The sequence below is a fragment of the Pseudomonas alliivorans genome, from assembly GCF_017826695.1.
Lineage (GTDB): Bacteria > Pseudomonadota > Gammaproteobacteria > Pseudomonadales > Pseudomonadaceae > Aquipseudomonas > Aquipseudomonas alliivorans.
Window position 1 is genome coordinate 349,947 of sequence record NZ_JAFFZW010000004.1, and the last position, 14,822, is coordinate 364,768.

Genomic DNA, 14,822 nt, shown 5'->3' on the forward strand with positions numbered 1-14,822 from the left:
TTCCACGCCCCGCTTGTCAGTTCCATTCGCCGTCCACGGTTGCAGGATCGAAGAACACTTCCGGTCACGAATTCGATCCGGCACCTCGTTTCCTGAAACAATCCAGCGCACTCGTCAGCAACAGCCTGTAAATTGTCGGCCCTGAAAACATATCGTAAAGCCATGCACCATCGGCTTTCGAACCTCAGCGGCTTCACTGCACACGCATAACGCCTGAATCGAGTGGACTTCTCAGTCCGACTGTCGCCAGCAGCGCAGTCTTGGAACGGATGGTTAGAACATCATGCTCAATACCCAGACCAACCCTGTCGCCCAGGCTGCCCATGCGGGCATGGGCGAAAAGATTCGCGGCGCACTCGCCGTAGGCAAGACTCGCTGGGGCATGCTCGCTCTGGTGTTCTTCGCCACCACGCTGAATTACATCGACCGCGCCGCTCTCGGGGTCATGCAGCCGATTCTTGCCAAGGAAATGAGCTGGACGGCGATGGACTACGCCAACATCAACTTCTGGTTTCAGGTCGGTTACGCCGTGGGCTTCGTGCTTCAGGGCCGGTTCATCGACCGGGTCGGCGTCAAACGAGCCTTCTTCCTGGCCGTGCTGCTGTGGAGCCTGGCAACCGGTGCCCACGGTCTGGCCACTTCGGCGGTCGGCTTCATGGTCTGTCGCTTCATCCTGGGCCTGACCGAGGCTGCCAACTACCCGGCGTGCGTCAAGACCACACGCCTGTGGTTCCCGGCTGGCGAACGTGCGGTGGCCACCGGCATCTTCAACGCCGGAACCAACGTCGGCGCCATGCTGACTCCGGCCCTGCTGCCGCTGATTCTCACCGTGTGGGGCTGGCAGGCGGCGTTCGTGGCGATGGGTTCGCTTGGCCTGATCTGGGTCATCATGTGGCGCCTGAAATACTACAACCCTGAAGAACACCCCACCGTCAGCAAGAGCGAACTGGACTACATCAACCAGGAAGTCGAACCCGAGCCGGTCAAAATGCCGTTCTCGGCCATTCTGAAAATGCGCGGCACCTGGGCCTTCGCCCTGGCCTATGCGATCACGGCGCCGGTATTCTGGTTCTATCTTTACTGGCTGCCGCCGTTCCTCAATCAGCAGTACAACCTTGGTATCAGCGTCACCCAGATGGGTATCCCGTTGATCCTGATTTGGCTGACCGCAGACTTCGGCAGCATTGGCGGCGGCATCCTGTCCTCGTGGCTGATCGGGCGAGGTGTACGGGCCACCACCGCGCGTCTGGTCTCAATGCTGATCTTCGCCATCACCATCTGCAGCGTGGTCTTCGCCGCCAACGCCAGCGGTCTGTGGATAGCGGTTCTGGCCATCTCGCTGGCCGTCGGTGCGCATCAGGCCTGGACCGCCAACATCTGGAGCCTGGTGATGGACTACACCCCCAAGCACATGATGAGCACGGTCTTCGGCTTCGGCGGCATGTGTGCGGCAATCGGCGGCATGTTCATGACCCAAATCGTCGGGGCAGTGCTGACCGCCACCAATAACAACTACAACGTGCTGTTCACCATGATCCCGGCGATGTACTTCATTGCGCTGATCTGGATGTACTTCATGGCTCCGCGCAAGGTGCCTGACCTCAACCAATGACGGCGCGGTACACATGAGAAAGGCCCGTTCACATGAGTGAACGGGCCTTTTTTATCGCGCTGTATTCGTCATCAGGCAACCCTGAATGTCCTGACTCAATGGAACCTGACGTGGGAAGAGGCTTGCCCGCAATGAGGTTGGCGCGGTCTTTTCAGCAGAATCGCGTCATCATTCATCGCTGGCAAGCCGCCTCCGAGCGTCCAGTGACTGTTGCAGGACCGCGACAACTACCCGCCTTGACGCCGCTGCTGCCACGCAGCCGCCAGTCCGCTCAGGCAGATGATCGCGATACCGGCCTGCGCCGTCGGCGATGGCATGTGATCGAACACGATGAATCCCAGTAGACCGGCAAACACGATCTGGCAGTAACTGAAGGGCGCCAGCATCGCGGGTGCGGCGAAGCGGAAGGCCTGGGTCAGCAGCAGGTGCGCGGCCATGCCGCAGGCACCCAGTGCCAGCAGGAACGGCAGGTGTTTGAGCTCGGGCACGGCCCAGAAAAATGGCACCAATGCGCTCATCAACAGTGTGTTGAACAACCCGGCAAAGAAGTTGCTGGTGGTCGGGCTGTCGAACGGGCTGACCAGCCGCGTCAGCAATTGATACAGCGCAAAGCAGAACGCCGAAGACAGCGGCAGCAGGATCGCAGGCGTGAACAATTCACCGCCCGGATGAATGATGATCATCACCCCCATGAAGCCGACGATCACGGCAATCCATTGTCCGCGCGTCACCCGCTCATGCAACAGCGGCACCGACAGCGCAGTGACCAGCAACGGCGCGAGGAAGTTGACCGCCGTGGCCTCGGCCTGCGGAATGAACATCAGGCTGCTGGTGAACAATAGACTGGTGCCCAGCAAGGCCAGCGCACGCAACGCCTGCAAACCGGGTCGTTTGGTGCGCAGCACACGCAGACCGGACGACGGCATGAAGATGCAGGCCATCAGCAGCGTGTGTACCAGATAGCGCGCCCACACCACCAGAATGATCGGATAGAAGCCGGAAAGGTACTTGGAAAGCGTGTCGTGACTGGCAAACAGAAAGGTAGCCAGCAGGATGAAACCGATCCCCTTGAGGGGTTTGTTGACGCCGGAGAGTGGCGTACTCGCAGTGCTCATTGGGCTTCCTTACTCAATATTGTCGAAGCTTGACGCGCGTGAAAGGTGCACGGTAGCGAGCATCGCAGCCCGTATTCATATCGTCCCGCATAAAATGTTCGAACCGGTTCATTAACGTTCGGTAATCGCCCAAAACAACGGTTTCACAATTGCGGACCTGACTCCGGCCTTTCACTATCAGGACCAGCTTCACCGACTGAATAATTACAAAAAAGGTCTTCCATGCGCTCAACTCTCCCCTGCAAAGTCGTTTGCGGCCTCTCTGCGGCCATCGCCACCAGTCTGATACCCGTCGCCACTCAGGCCGGCGGTTTCGTTGAGGATGCCAAGGTGAATCTGAACCTACGCAACTTCTACATCAACCGCAACTTCGTCGACCCGGCCAACGCTCAGAACTACGCCGAAGAGTGGACCCAGAACTTCATACTTGATGCCCGCTCGGGTTTTACCCAGGGCACTGTGGGGTTCGGCGTCGACGTGCTGGGCCTTTACTCGCTCAAACTGGACGGCGGCAAAGGCACCGGCGGCACACAACTGCTGCCGATTCACAGCGATGGACGCCCCGCCGACGATTTCGGCCGTCTGGCCGTGGCAGGCAAGGCGCGCTTTTCCAAGACAGAATTGAAAGTCGGCGAATGGATGCCCGTACTGCCGATTCTGCGCTCCGATGATGGCCGATCTCTGCCGCAGACTTTCCAGGGCGGTCAGATCACTTCCAAGGAAATCGACGGCCTGACGCTGTATGGCGGCCAGTTCCGTGGCAACAGCCCGCGCAATGACGCCAGCATGGAGGACATGTCCATGAACGGCCGCGCGGCCTTCACTTCGGACCGTTTCAACTTTGGTGGCGGTGAATACGTCTTCAACGAAAAACGCACGCAGGTCGGCCTGTGGTACGCAGAACTGGAAGACATCTACCACCAGCAATACCTCAATCTGCTGCACAGCCAGCCGCTGGGCAGGTGGACGCTGGGGGCGAACCTTGGCTACTTCCAGGGGAAGGACGACGGTCAATCGCTGGCAGGAGATCTGGACAACAAGACCTGGTCTGCCCTGCTCTCTGCACGCCACGGCAGCAATACGTTCTATGTCGGCTTGCAGAAGGTCAGCGGCGACAGCGCATGGATGCGGGTCAACGGCACCAGCGGCGGCACGCTGGCCAACGACAGCTACAACTCGAGCTTCGACAACGCCCGGGAAAAATCCTGGCAGCTGCGCCATGACTACGATTTCGCAGGCCTGGGCGTGCCCGGTCTGACCCTGATGAATCGCTATATCAGCGGCGAGAACGTGCACACCGGCGCAATCACCGACGGCGAGGAATGGGCACGGGAAACCGAACTGGCCTACGTTTTCCAGAGTGGCGCATTCAAAAGTCTGTCACTCAAATGGCGCAACTCGACCATGCGGCGCGACTACAGCACCAACCAGTTCGACGAAAACCGCGTGATCGTCAGCTATCCACTCTCGCTGCTCTGACAGCGCTGACACTACGGAAAACGCCGCCGCAGCTCAACACTGCGGCGGCGTTTTCACTTCATGGGGTCAATCCTCTTTCAGCGACTCCACACCCATTTCATCCCACACTTCTTCGGCCAGATGGAAGGTCGCGTTGGCCGCTGGAATGCCGCAGTAGATCGCGCTCTGCATCAGTACTTCCTTGATCTCTTCGCGGGTCACGCCATTGTTTTTGGCGGCCTTGAGGTGCAGGCGCAGCTCGCCTTCGCGGTTCATGCCGATCAGCATGGCGATGGTGATCAGGCTTCGGGTATGACGCGGCAGACCCGGACGCGTCCAGATGTCACCCCAGGCATGCCGGGTGATCATTTCCTGGAATTCCTCGTTGAACGGGGTCAACTTCTTCAGGCTGTTATCGACATGCGTATCGCCGAGTACCGCGCGGCGCACCTGCATGCCGGCCTGATAACGTTCGTCTTCGGTCATTGCGTGATCCTTGTGTGTTCGGCCACGGCGCGTTCGACCCAACGTCGGGCCTGGCCAAGGTAATGGGCCGGATCGAGCAGGCGATCCAGCTCGTCGGAAGAAAGTTGTGCAGTCACCTGAGAATTTCCCCCCAGTACCTGACGCAGGTGCACGCCCTGCTCCACCGCCTGACGACAGCTCTGCTCGATCAGGTGGTGCGCGGCATCCCGGCCGATACGTTGCGCCAGAGCGATGCTGACCGCTTCGGCCAGCACCAGGCCTTGAGTGGATTCCAGATTGACGCGCATGCGTTCGGCATCGACCTGCAAGCCCGGCACCACCTGCAACGCCTGCTGCAACGAACCGGACACCAGGCAGCACAGTTCAGGCATGGTTTCCCACTCCGCATGCCAAAGCCCCAGACTACGCTCGTGCTCCTGAGGCATGGCCGAAAGCATGGTCGCGACCAGGCCCGGCGCACGTGTAGCCGCGCCGATCATGACCGCGGCACCCACCGGGTTGCGCTTGTGCGGCATGGTCGATGAGCCGCCTTTGCCCGGCGCAGACGGCTCGAAGACTTCGCCCACCTCGGTCTGCATCAGCAGGCTGACATCGCGGCCCAGCTTGCCGAGGCTGCCCGCGATCAGACCCAGCAGCGAAGCGAACTCTACCAGTCGATCCCGCTGCGTGTGCCAGGGCTGCTCCGGCAAGTGCAATTGCAGTTCTGCAGCCAGCGCTTCGGCCACCTCGAACGCCTGATGACCCAGCGCCGCCAGACTGCCGGAAGCGCCGCCGAACTGCAGACACAGCACGCGAGGCTTGATTTCGGCCAGGCGCTGGCGATGACGCGTAATCGCCCCCAGCCAGCCTGCGATCTTCATACCCAGCGTGACGGGCGTGGCCTGTTGCAGCCAGGTGCGGCCGGCCAGCGGCGTCGCCGCGTGAACCTGCGCCTGTTGCGCCAAGGCGTCGCCCAATTGCCCAAGGCCGCGTTCCAGCACATCGATGGCGTCACGAACCTGCAGAATCAGGCCGCTGTCCATCACGTCCTGACTGGTGGCCCCCATGTGTACGTAGCGTTCGGCCTCGGGGCTTTGTGCAGCAATGCGCTTGCCCAGCGCCTTGACCAGTGGAATTGCCGAGTTGCCTGCGTTGCCGATGGCCGTGGCCAGCTCATCGAAATCGAACAGCTCGGCGCGGCAGCTTTGCGTGATGTCGGTCACCACGCCTTGCGGAATCAGACCAACCCGAGCCTCGGCCCGCGCCAGCGCAGCCTCGAAATCGAGCATGCCCTGCACCCGCCCCTCATCCGAAAAAATCCGGCGCATGTCAGGCTGTGTGAAGTACGCGTCGAAAAGTTGATTGCCCGGTCGGTTCACGTCAGCGCTCCAGAGTAAAAAGGTTTCAAGTGGCGTCCGAATGGCTGACCCAGCCCTTGATCAGGATGGCCAGCGCGGCCAGTGCAGCAGGCACCACCAGCGCCGTCAGCACCTGCTCGAACGTCCAGCCAAGGCCGAGCAGAGTGGCACCGGCCCATGCGCCAAGAATCGCACCGAACCGGCCGATACCCAGCATCCATGACACGCCCGTGGCGCGGCCCTGAGTCGGATAGAAGCGCGCTGCCAGCGAAGGCATCGCCGACTGCGCGCCGTTGATGCACATGCCGGCGACCAGCACCAGCGTTCCCAGGACGGCCACATTGCCGAGGCTCTGCCCGACCAGCCAGGCGAACACGCCAGCCAGTGCGTAGGCAACGCCTATGACCTTGTGCGGGTTGTAGCGATCCATCGCCCAGCCGACGCCCACGGCACTGAGCACACCACCGAACTGGAACAGCGCACCAATGAAAGCCGACTGCTCCATGCTCGCGCCGCTGTCGCGCATCAATGTCGGCAGCCAGCTGGTCAGCAGGTAAACGATCACCAGCCCCATGAAATAGGTCAGCCACAACAACAAAGTCCCCGCACTGTACGTGCCGGAGAAAATCACTTTAAAGACATTGCGGCTGCTGACGGTCTTCTGCTCAGGAACGCTGAACGCGGTCACGCCCGCCACTTCCTTCGGAGCAATCGGTGCCAGCACCTTGCGAATCCGCTCCACACCCCGGTTGCGCACCACCAGAAACCGCGCCGACTCCGGCAGCCAGACCATCAGCACCACCGCCAGCACCAGCGGCAGAATCCCGCCGAGCATCAACAGACTGTGCCAGCCCAGGCTGGGAATCATCTTGGCGGACACGAAACCGCCGCAGGCCATGCCCAGATTGAAGCCGCAGAACATGCTGGTGACCAGCAACGACTTCAGACGCTCAGGCGTATATTCGGAGAGCAGCGTAGTCGCGTTGGGCATCGCCGCCCCCAGCCCCAGACCGGTCAGCAGACGCAACACCAGCAACTGATCGATGTTGGTGCTGTAGGCAGACGCCAGGCTGAACAGCCCGAACAGAAACACCGCCACCACCAGCACCACCTTGCGGCCGAAGCGGTCCGCCAGCGGACCGGAACCCAGCGCGCCGAAGACCATGCCGATCAACGCAGCGCTCATGACCGGCCCGAGGCTGGCGCGGTCGATGCCCCAATCCTGGCTCAGCGCAGGCGCGATAAAGCCCATCGCCGCCGTGTCCAATCCGTCGAGAAAAACAATCAGAAAGCACAGCGCAACCACGCGCCACTGGTAACCCGATAACGGCTGGGCATTGATGAAAGCCTGAACGTCGAACGGGCCTGTCGCAGGCCCGCGAGCTGATAGTGTCATGAACATTTCCTTTTATTTTTATAAGGTCACCTGCGCCTGCAGATGCCGATCAGCGCACGCACATCACTTAGAAATCGAAAAACACCGTTTCGCCTTCCCCCTGCACTCGGATATCGAAACGATAGGCGGTTTTTCCGTCCAGCTCGCAACGCCTTGCGATCAGCGTTTCGCGGCGTTGTGGCTGCTCGATCAGGTTGAGCACCGGATCGACGAGATTGGCCTCTGCTTCGTCGTCGAAATACAGTCGGGTCTGCAAGTGAATATTGATGCCGCGAGCGAACAGCGAAACGTTGATGTGCGAGGCCATCGGCACACCGGCAGCGTTGCGCACCGAGCCGGGCTTGACGGTCTTGAGAACCCACTGCCCATCGTCCGAGGTGGCGGTGCGACCGAAGCCGTTGAACGGGTTCGCCGAATCGTATTCGCTGTGATAGGCGCCTTCGTGGTCGGCCTGCCAGAACTCCAGATAGGCGTCGCGGATCAGGTGGCCATTGCCGTCGAATACGTTGCCCAGCAACACGATGTGCTCACCTGGCGCATCGGGCCTGACCATCTCGTTCCAGATTTCCAGTTCGCGGGTCGGATTGCCGGCCACCTGTGGGGCCAGGCCGATGTGCACGTAGGGACCTGCGGTCTGCGAAGGGGTTTCCTGCAGTAATTGAACGGGCATGTCGGCCTCCTCAGCAGTTTTCGAAGTGAGTCTTGCGCTGGCCGCGCAGAACAATATCAAAGCGGTATGCCAGGCAATCCATCGGGTTGCCCATGGCCAGATCGAGCCGGGCGATCAGGCTCTGAACCGCATCGGGATTGGCGATGGATTTCACGATCGGGCAGATCGGAATCAGCGGATCGCCTTCGAAATACAGTTGGGTGATCAAGCGTGTGGCAATCGACGGGCCACTGATCGACACATGAATATGCGCCGGACGCCAGTCGTTGGGACCGTTGCGCCACGGGTAAGGACCGGGCTTGACGGTACGAAAGCTGTAATTCCCCTCGCTGTCGGTCAGTGTCCGGCCCACGCCACCGAAATTGGGATCCATGGGAGCGAGGTACGCGTCGCGCTTGTGACGGTAGCGACCGCCCGCGTTGGCCTGCCAGATTTCCACCAGCGTGTGCGGAATCGGCTTGCCGTACTGATCACAGACCCGACCGGCAAGCAGAATGCGCTCACCGATAGGCAGCCCGCCATTGTTGAAATTCAGCAACAGGTCGTTGTCGTGCTGACCGAACTTCAGGTGCGAGAAATCCGGTCCGGAGGCTTCGGAAATGGACTGAGGGATACTCACCAGCGCCTGACGCGGCGAGCGCAGGATCGAGGTCTTGTAATCAGGCGTCAGAGCTTTGGGGTGCCAGTTGCGATCACGAATGACGAAGCGGCTGTTGTCCGCGACAGACATGGCGTTCTCCTTGATTGTTGATTTTCTTATGAGCGCACGAGCGTCTGGCACTTGCGCTACAGGCTGTGGCGAAGTGTCGCGCGCTTCAGGTGTCAACCAACACTGAAAAATTGCCTGCCATCCATAACCAAATGGTTATGCATAAACCATCTGTCGGTAGGTCTCGCCAACCACGCGAAACTCATCCACGCACCACTGGGCAGCGCGGCTTAGCGGAACGGCCGGGTTGCTGCACAACCCCACCGAACCGCCCGGTTCGCGCACTCCCATGTCCAGCTCGACCAGCGTGCCGTTGTGCAATTCCTGCAAAACGGCGTCCAGTGGCGCGATCCAGATCGCATCGCTGCGCTCGACATAGCGCCGACTCAGCGTCAGCGACAACGTCTCAAGGCGCTGGCGCGGCGGTTGTACGCCGCACTGCACGAACAGGCTGTCGGCGAACTTGCGGATGGTGGTGCCCGCCAGCGGCAATACCAGCGGGAAATCCGCGAGACGCTCGGGCTTGAGCGGCGCCGCCAGCAACGGGTGACCGGTACGCACCACCAGCGTCATGGATTCGTTGTAAAGATGCTCGAACGTCAGTCCCAGAATCTGCGGGCTGTCGGTCATGCGCCCGACCACCAGATCCAGCTCTCCAACACGCAGTTGCGACAAAAGGTAAGCGCTGGGGCCGGTCATGACACTGATGATCAAGGCGGGGTGTTGTTCGTGCAGACGCCCGACGACTTCGGGAACCAGCAGACTCTCGGCCGTCGACAGCACGCCCAGACGCGCCGTGACCGTTTCGTGCTCACCGGAGCGCAGGCTGTTCACGCCCTCGCGCAAGGCCTGAACACTGGGCCCGGCATAACGCATGAACGCCACACCGGCTTCGGTCAGCGCTGCGCCGGTTTTACTGCGCACGAACAGCGTCGTCTGCAGCAGGGTTTCCAGCTCCTTGAGCGTCTTGGAAAGCGCTGGCTGGCTGATCGACAACACATCGCAGGCCCGCGCCAGACTGCCCTGGCGCGCCACTTCGAGAAAGCACACCAGATGGCGAAACTTGATTCGGGTATCGATATTCAATGCGCGTATTGCCTTGAGGGAGAAGAAGGTCCGTTACTTGCTCAGAAAGGACATCACCTGAGGCGCGTCGAAAGGCCAGTCCAGCTCTTCGCCGGTGTCCACACGACGCAGCACCGGTATCCTCAGTTCATAACGTTCGAACAGCCACTCATCCTCGCAGATGTCGCGTCGCTCAACCAGCAGACCGCACTCGTCCACGAACGGCAGCAACACGGCTTGGGCAATGTCGCACAAATGACAGCCCAGGGTGCCGAACAGTTGGCATTCAGGAAGCATCGAACCATCCTCGTACAGAGCGTGACCTGCTGGAAATATTCTAGGCCCGGTCATTGACCGCGTCGAGGTAACCGACAAGCCGTATCGGCACTACAGCGGTTCAGCGGTTGCCCGCCAGTCAGGCTGTTTGAAGGCGCGCTCGGAGCCGGATATCTTGACCGAAATACGATCCAGCAGTCGCTCCGCGTTGTACTGGGTGGCCGTGCTGCTGATGGCAATGAACAACAGACCGGCAAGGACGGCTGACGAAGGAATCCGTCTGGCGGCATGCTGCTCCAGACCAAGAAGAAACAGGCAGGCAGCCGCAGAGCCCAGCAACGCCCCCGCCACCGCCTCGGCCAGTGGATGAATGAATGGCGCGACACAAAAGACACTGTACAGCCAGCCCAGCAGCAGTCCGGTCAGGGCACCGGGCCAGCGAAGACGCTGATCGCGCTGCCGAGCCAGAAGACTCAGGCCGACGGTCAGTATCAGGCAGGTATTCATGGCATGCCCGCTGAGCACGTAGATCCCCAGACTCTCGATCGCCACACCCCAGCCCTTGAACAGCACTTTGCTGATCACCACCGTCGAATAGGTTGCGAAGAGCGTTGCTGCCCACAACAAGGCCGATCGTTTCGAGCGAGCCGTCCATAGCCACGCAGCGATCACCAGTGCTGCGGGCAGCATGACCGTGATCCCGCCATAGGGGGTAAACAAGTGTGGCCCCATCCGCCCGTCTCCTCGATCCGGTTGTTCTCTCGGCGACGCATCTCAGCAGAGCCCTGCCTGCGGGCGCCACGTAATTTTTTCTATGCACCCACCTTCGCCGCGCCAGTTCTAAAGCGCCGTTTACCGAACGCATTGGCGCGATCCAGCACCGGCTTCTCGAAACAGCGATAACCCACCCAGCCGTAACACAGAGTGGCCGCCACCATCAGGGCTGCGAAGAACAGGTTGTCCAGATAGCTCTCGGGCCATGCGCCCACCAGACTCCAGATACGCCCGATCACTCCCAGCACCAGCAGATGAGACAGGTAGATGGTGTAAGACATGTCGCCCACGACCACCAGCGGCGTCGGAATGGCGACCTTCTGCCGTCGCTCCAGCAACGCCAGGGTCAGCACCAGCAGGCCGAACGTGCTTCCAACCGCCAGCATGCGCAGCAAGCCCTGGCTGTCATAGAGCCGAAAGGTCGCGATCAGTGGAATACCCGCCAGCAAGGCCACGGCCAGCAAGCCCCAGACAGCGGCCGTTGACAGGCGCGCGCTATGCCGACTGTAGAAGAACAGTGCCAGCGCCACACCGATGATGAATTCCAGAGAATAGGGATGCAGGATGATCTTCAACGCCGACGACTGATCCTGCCAGTCCAGCAACACATTGAACGCTACGATGATCAACGCCCAGCCCGCCATCAGCCACGGTAGATGACGCTCCTTGAACAGCAACAACGCAGTAAATACCAGATAGAACCAGAGCTCGAACAGCAGCGACCAGGCGACCATCACCAGCAACACCTTGTCGTTGGGCAGCAACAGGAACGACATCAGCAGGTTGGACGAGCCATGACCGCTGTTGACCAGCCCCGGCTGCACCAGAAAGACCCCGAGCGTGATGAAGAAATACAGCCAGTAGGTCGGATAGATTCGCGACACGCGGTTGAACAGAAAGCGCTGAGCCTCAACACCCTTCTGGAACCGGCCACGACTGACGATGACCATCACGAACCCGCTGATGACGAAAAACAGGTCCACACCCAACTGAAAGAAATCCAGCGAAGGCGGCAGCACGGTATCGCCACCGGAAAATCGCGCCTCGATCGGCATCATGTGAAACAGCACCACACCCAGAACGGCCAGGCCCCTCAATCCTTGCAGCGAGTACAACCGCTCCATGCCCCTCTCCAATCACTGACCGACGCTGCGCCGGTACTTCCAGAACGACCTCAGGCGAGTACAACGCCCGGTTCAAACGCGGCGCGGGCAAGCCGCTTCCCACCGTTGGCTGTGTGCCGCGAGCCCGCGCAGTGCAATCCTGCCACTCGCCTGCACGAGCATAGCCAACCGCAGCCATTATGAAACAGGCAAGCCAGCCTCCCGGTTTTTTTCTCGTGCCTGGCGCTTATGGAGTAAGGTTGTCTCCCGGCCAACCGCCGATGCGCCGATCTGGCGCAAATGCCTGCACACCCTGCACCAGCACAAGGCGAAAGCAGTGTCGCCACCCGACTTGCATCGACGCGGCAATTGAAATGAACCTTCGCCAATTCCCTGTACTCGAACCATCCATACGCCACCAAACGGAGAAAACCATGCCTCGCCAAACCGCACAGAATGCTCAGGAAATCTTGATGGCAGACTTTCAGGTCCTGGTCGCCGACACCGAGAAGCTGCTGGCGCACACCGCAACACTCGCCGGTGATCAGGCAGACGAACTGCGTGCCCAGATTCAGGAAAGCCTGCTGCGTGCCAAAGAGACGCTCAAGCAGACTGAAGAATCCCTGCGCGAGCGTGGCGAAGCGGCAATCGTCGCAACCGAAGAATACGTACAGAACAACCCATGGCAATCGGTCGGCCTGGCCGCCGGTGCCGGTTTCCTGATCGGCCTGCTGGCCACAAGGCGCTAATACCATGACTTTGGGAACGGAATCAGGTCCGCCCCACGCGGACCACGGCTCTTCACCGCGGCGCCTGGGTGCCGCTTTTCTGGGCTTGCTGCACAGCCATGTCGAGCTGTTCGGCATCGAACTGCAGGAGCAGAAGGCTCGTACCGTCAGTCTGTTGCTGTTCGCGGGGCTGGCACTGGTTTTCGGCCTGCTGCTGCTCACCGGGCTTTCGGCACTGCTGCTGATCGTGTTGTGGGACAGTTACAGGCTGGCGGGGATCATCGGCCTTTGCACGTTCTACTTCCTGGCTGCGGTGTTCTGCGGACTTCGTCTCAAAGCTGCTATTTTCGACGAATCCTCGCCGTTCCATGCCACGCTCGAAGAGCTGGCCAACGACCGTGAGCGACTGATGCCATGAGCGAACCCAAATCCCATCAGGGCAACACACGTCGCGAGCTGCGCAAGGCGCTGATCCGCCTGCGCATGGAAATGCATCGCCAGGAAATACGTCACGAATCCACCACATTGCTGCAGCCCCTGCAACGCTTTCGGGGTCTGCGTCATGACTGGAAAAGTGCGCTGGGCATTCGCCATGCGCCACTGTGGGGGGTGGGTTCGGTCGCGCTGCTGGGTTTTCTCAGTGGCAAAAAGGCCAAGACCGGACGGACCAGCTTTCTGGGCAAACTGCTTAAACTGGGGATCACGCTCACACCGCTGATCAAGGTCGCTCTGCAGAGTCGCGCGCGCAAACGCTGAGACGCCTGTTGGCTGCATTCTTGCTAACTCCTGCCCCATGACATTTCGCCCGCTGTGAACACTTGCAGCGGGCGGCTTGCGTTTACCTCCCTCATAACGCTCATTCCACCCTCACTAAGGAAGGCCACGTGATTTCAGGGCAACCCCTTGCCTGCTTTCAGCCGTTCATTGATACCGCTACCGGCCGCATAGCCGGCGTGGAGGCCCTCGGGAGGCTACGTGACAGCGAAGGACGACTGCATTCGGTCGGGCCGCTGTTCAACGACCCGCAGGTTCCGGCCGCCGAACTGCGTCGGCTAGACCGCCTGATTCGTGACCACGCCCTGAGCCGTCTGCATCAGGCGCCTGAAGACTGGTTCCTGAGCCTGAATATCTCCCCACGCTGGATCAGCCGACTGCGTCCCGGCCAAGCGCTGCCAAGCCTTGCGCAGTTGGTGCAGCATCATGTCCCTGCTGAACGCGTGGTGTTCGAAATTACCGAACTGGGTGGCGATATTCAGCGTTTGAGCGAGGTCGTGGAGCGCTATCGGCAGGCGGGCGCGCGCATCGCGATCGATGATTTCGGTGCCGGCTATTCGCAACTGGACAGGGTTCTGGCGTTGCAGCCTGACATCCTCAAACTCGACATGCGCCTGTTTCAGGCCGCAGCCAAGGGCGGCCCGAGCAGCGATGTGGTCAAGGCGCTCGCGTTGATGGCGGAAAAAACCGGCTGCTGGATCATTGCCGAAGGCGTCGAGACCGAAGCCGAATTGCACTTCGCCCTGGAGTGCGGCGCGCGATACGTCCAGGGCTACCTGTTCGCGAAAGGCGAGCTGGCATTCTTCGCTGCCGACGCCTTCGTGGCCCGGTTCGCCGAGCTGCGCGATCGCTACGTGTTGCGCAAGGTGGCCGAACGCGCGCATCTGATGGACCTGCGACAGCGTCTCGCCATTCTGATGGACACTCTGCAACGCTGGGCGCAGGCACAAGCGCCGATCAGCGCGCTGCCGCAATTGCACGATTACCCCTGGCTGCTGCGCTTCTATCAGTGCGACCGCCACGGCACGCAGTTGACGCCCAATCTGGAATGGCGAGACGGTGCCTGGCAAGCCGACGCACGCTATCTGGGCCACAATTGGTCATGGCGCCCGTACTTCTACCACCTTCTTGCCGAGGGCTGGCACGAACGACGTCTGACCCTGTCGAACACCTACCGCGACGCCACCACTAACCAGTATTGCCTGACGGCTGGCCAGTTCTTTGACAACGGCTCGCGCCTGCTTCTGATCGATATCGATGCCGCCGGGATGTGAAGGCCTTGCGGCCAAAGCATCGAACCGGGAAGCTAGGCCAATACG

The 14,822-nt window shown here is 60.7% G+C and carries 16 protein-coding genes; 6 read left to right on the forward strand and 10 right to left on the reverse strand.

Features of this window, described 5'->3' with window-relative positions; genetic code table 11:
• Nucleotides 1-283: 283 nt before the first annotated feature.
• Complete coding sequence (locus JTJ32_RS14190) at nt 284-1,612, forward strand: MFS transporter (RefSeq protein WP_210042407.1); 1,329 nt, start codon at nt 284-286, stop codon at nt 1,610-1,612.
• A gap of 227 nt (nt 1,613-1,839) precedes the next feature.
• Here the strand turns inward: JTJ32_RS14190 and JTJ32_RS14195 are convergent, their stop codons facing one another.
• Nucleotides 1,840-2,727 carry a DMT family transporter gene (locus tag JTJ32_RS14195; RefSeq protein WP_099227484.1) on the reverse strand — a complete coding sequence of 296 codons (888 nt, stop codon included), beginning with the start codon at nt 2,725-2,727 and terminating at the stop codon, nt 1,840-1,842.
• A gap of 222 nt (nt 2,728-2,949) precedes the next feature.
• Between JTJ32_RS14195 and JTJ32_RS14200 the strand changes: the two genes are divergently transcribed.
• A complete protein-coding gene (locus JTJ32_RS14200; protein ID WP_210042408.1) occupies nt 2,950-4,206 on the forward strand; it encodes an OprD family porin in 1,257 nt (418 codons plus the stop codon).
• 66 nt (nt 4,207-4,272) lie between these two features.
• Here the strand turns inward: JTJ32_RS14200 and pcaC are convergent, their stop codons facing one another.
• From pcaC to JTJ32_RS14245, 9 genes are all read right to left on the reverse strand, one after another.
• Nucleotides 4,273-4,671, reverse strand: coding sequence for a 4-carboxymuconolactone decarboxylase (gene pcaC / locus JTJ32_RS14205; RefSeq protein WP_210042409.1), 399 nt, complete (start codon nt 4,669-4,671; stop codon nt 4,273-4,275).
• Nucleotides 4,668-6,029: a 3-carboxy-cis,cis-muconate cycloisomerase gene (locus tag JTJ32_RS14210; RefSeq protein WP_210042411.1), complete on the reverse strand. Its 1,362-nt coding sequence runs from the start codon at nt 6,027-6,029 to the stop codon at nt 4,668-4,670. Before JTJ32_RS14210 ends, pcaC begins: the two co-directional genes overlap by 4 nt.
• Nucleotides 6,030-6,054: 25 nt before the next feature.
• On the reverse strand, nt 6,055-7,404 hold the full coding sequence (locus JTJ32_RS14215) for a 4-hydroxybenzoate transporter PcaK (RefSeq protein ID WP_099227488.1): 1,350 nt from the start codon (nt 7,402-7,404) through the stop codon (nt 6,055-6,057).
• Between the two features lie 67 nt (nt 7,405-7,471).
• Nucleotides 7,472-8,074 carry a protocatechuate 3,4-dioxygenase subunit alpha gene (pcaG, locus tag JTJ32_RS14220; RefSeq protein WP_210042413.1) on the reverse strand — a complete coding sequence of 201 codons (603 nt, stop codon included), beginning with the start codon at nt 8,072-8,074 and terminating at the stop codon, nt 7,472-7,474.
• Nucleotides 8,075-8,084: 10 nt separating this feature from the next.
• Complete coding sequence (gene pcaH / locus JTJ32_RS14225; protein WP_099227490.1) at nt 8,085-8,804, reverse strand: protocatechuate 3,4-dioxygenase subunit beta; 720 nt, start codon at nt 8,802-8,804, stop codon at nt 8,085-8,087.
• Nucleotides 8,805-8,939: 135 nt separating this feature from the next.
• A complete protein-coding gene (gene pcaQ / locus JTJ32_RS14230; protein ID WP_210042415.1) occupies nt 8,940-9,869 on the reverse strand; it encodes a pca operon transcription factor PcaQ in 930 nt (309 codons plus the stop codon).
• 33 nt (nt 9,870-9,902) lie between these two features.
• Nucleotides 9,903-10,145 (reverse strand): glutaredoxin family protein, encoded by a 243-nt coding sequence (locus JTJ32_RS14235; RefSeq protein WP_099227492.1) that lies wholly within the window; start codon nt 10,143-10,145, stop codon nt 9,903-9,905.
• 90 nt (nt 10,146-10,235) lie between these two features.
• Entirely contained in the window at nt 10,236-10,856 is a 621-nt protein-coding gene (locus JTJ32_RS14240) for a hypothetical protein (RefSeq protein ID WP_210042417.1), read from the reverse strand.
• Nucleotides 10,857-10,936: 80 nt separating this feature from the next.
• Nucleotides 10,937-12,022, reverse strand: coding sequence for an acyltransferase family protein (locus JTJ32_RS14245; RefSeq protein WP_210042419.1), 1,086 nt, complete (start codon nt 12,020-12,022; stop codon nt 10,937-10,939).
• 413 nt (nt 12,023-12,435) lie between these two features.
• Here JTJ32_RS14245 and JTJ32_RS14250 point away from each other — a divergent pair, with 413 nt between their 5' ends.
• The 4 genes from JTJ32_RS14250 (at nt 12,436) to JTJ32_RS14265 (ending at nt 14,777) form a co-directional block, all read left to right on the forward strand.
• The gene (locus JTJ32_RS14250; RefSeq protein WP_025994956.1) at nt 12,436-12,750 is read left to right on the forward strand and encodes an ElaB/YgaM/YqjD family protein; all 315 of its coding nucleotides are present in this window, start codon (nt 12,436-12,438) and stop codon (nt 12,748-12,750) included.
• 4 nt (nt 12,751-12,754) lie between these two features.
• Nucleotides 12,755-13,147, forward strand: coding sequence for a phage holin family protein (locus JTJ32_RS14255; protein ID WP_004885620.1), 393 nt, complete (start codon nt 12,755-12,757; stop codon nt 13,145-13,147).
• On the forward strand, nt 13,144-13,485 hold the full coding sequence (locus tag JTJ32_RS14260) for a hypothetical protein (RefSeq protein WP_099227495.1): 342 nt from the start codon (nt 13,144-13,146) through the stop codon (nt 13,483-13,485). Before JTJ32_RS14255 ends, JTJ32_RS14260 begins: the two co-directional genes overlap by 4 nt.
• A gap of 128 nt (nt 13,486-13,613) precedes the next feature.
• A complete protein-coding gene (locus JTJ32_RS14265; protein WP_210042421.1) occupies nt 13,614-14,777 on the forward strand; it encodes an EAL domain-containing protein in 1,164 nt (387 codons plus the stop codon).
• The last annotated feature ends 45 nt before the right edge of the window (nt 14,778-14,822 follow it).

Coding starts and splice junctions, on each gene's coding strand:
- JTJ32_RS14190 (WP_210042407.1), top strand. CDS start 284: ATGCTCAATACCCAGACCAACCCTGTCGCCCAGGCTGCCCATGCGGGC.
- JTJ32_RS14195 (WP_099227484.1), bottom strand. CDS start 2,727: ATGAGCACTGCGAGTACGCCACTCTCCGGCGTCAACAAACCCCTCAAG.
- JTJ32_RS14200 (WP_210042408.1), top strand. CDS start 2,950: ATGCGCTCAACTCTCCCCTGCAAAGTCGTTTGCGGCCTCTCTGCGGCC.
- pcaC (WP_210042409.1), bottom strand. CDS start 4,671: ATGACCGAAGACGAACGTTATCAGGCCGGCATGCAGGTGCGCCGCGCG.
- JTJ32_RS14215 (WP_099227488.1), bottom strand. CDS start 7,404: ATGACACTATCAGCTCGCGGGCCTGCGACAGGCCCGTTCGACGTTCAG.
- pcaG (WP_210042413.1), bottom strand. CDS start 8,074: ATGCCCGTTCAATTACTGCAGGAAACCCCTTCGCAGACCGCAGGTCCC.
- pcaH (WP_099227490.1), bottom strand. CDS start 8,804: ATGTCTGTCGCGGACAACAGCCGCTTCGTCATTCGTGATCGCAACTGG.
- JTJ32_RS14235 (WP_099227492.1), bottom strand. CDS start 10,145: ATGCTTCCTGAATGCCAACTGTTCGGCACCCTGGGCTGTCATTTGTGC.
- JTJ32_RS14240 (WP_210042417.1), bottom strand. CDS start 10,856: ATGGGGCCACACTTGTTTACCCCCTATGGCGGGATCACGGTCATGCTG.
- JTJ32_RS14245 (WP_210042419.1), bottom strand. CDS start 12,022: ATGGAGCGGTTGTACTCGCTGCAAGGATTGAGGGGCCTGGCCGTTCTG.
- JTJ32_RS14250 (WP_025994956.1), top strand. CDS start 12,436: ATGCCTCGCCAAACCGCACAGAATGCTCAGGAAATCTTGATGGCAGAC.
- JTJ32_RS14255 (WP_004885620.1), top strand. CDS start 12,755: ATGACTTTGGGAACGGAATCAGGTCCGCCCCACGCGGACCACGGCTCT.
- JTJ32_RS14260 (WP_099227495.1), top strand. CDS start 13,144: ATGAGCGAACCCAAATCCCATCAGGGCAACACACGTCGCGAGCTGCGC.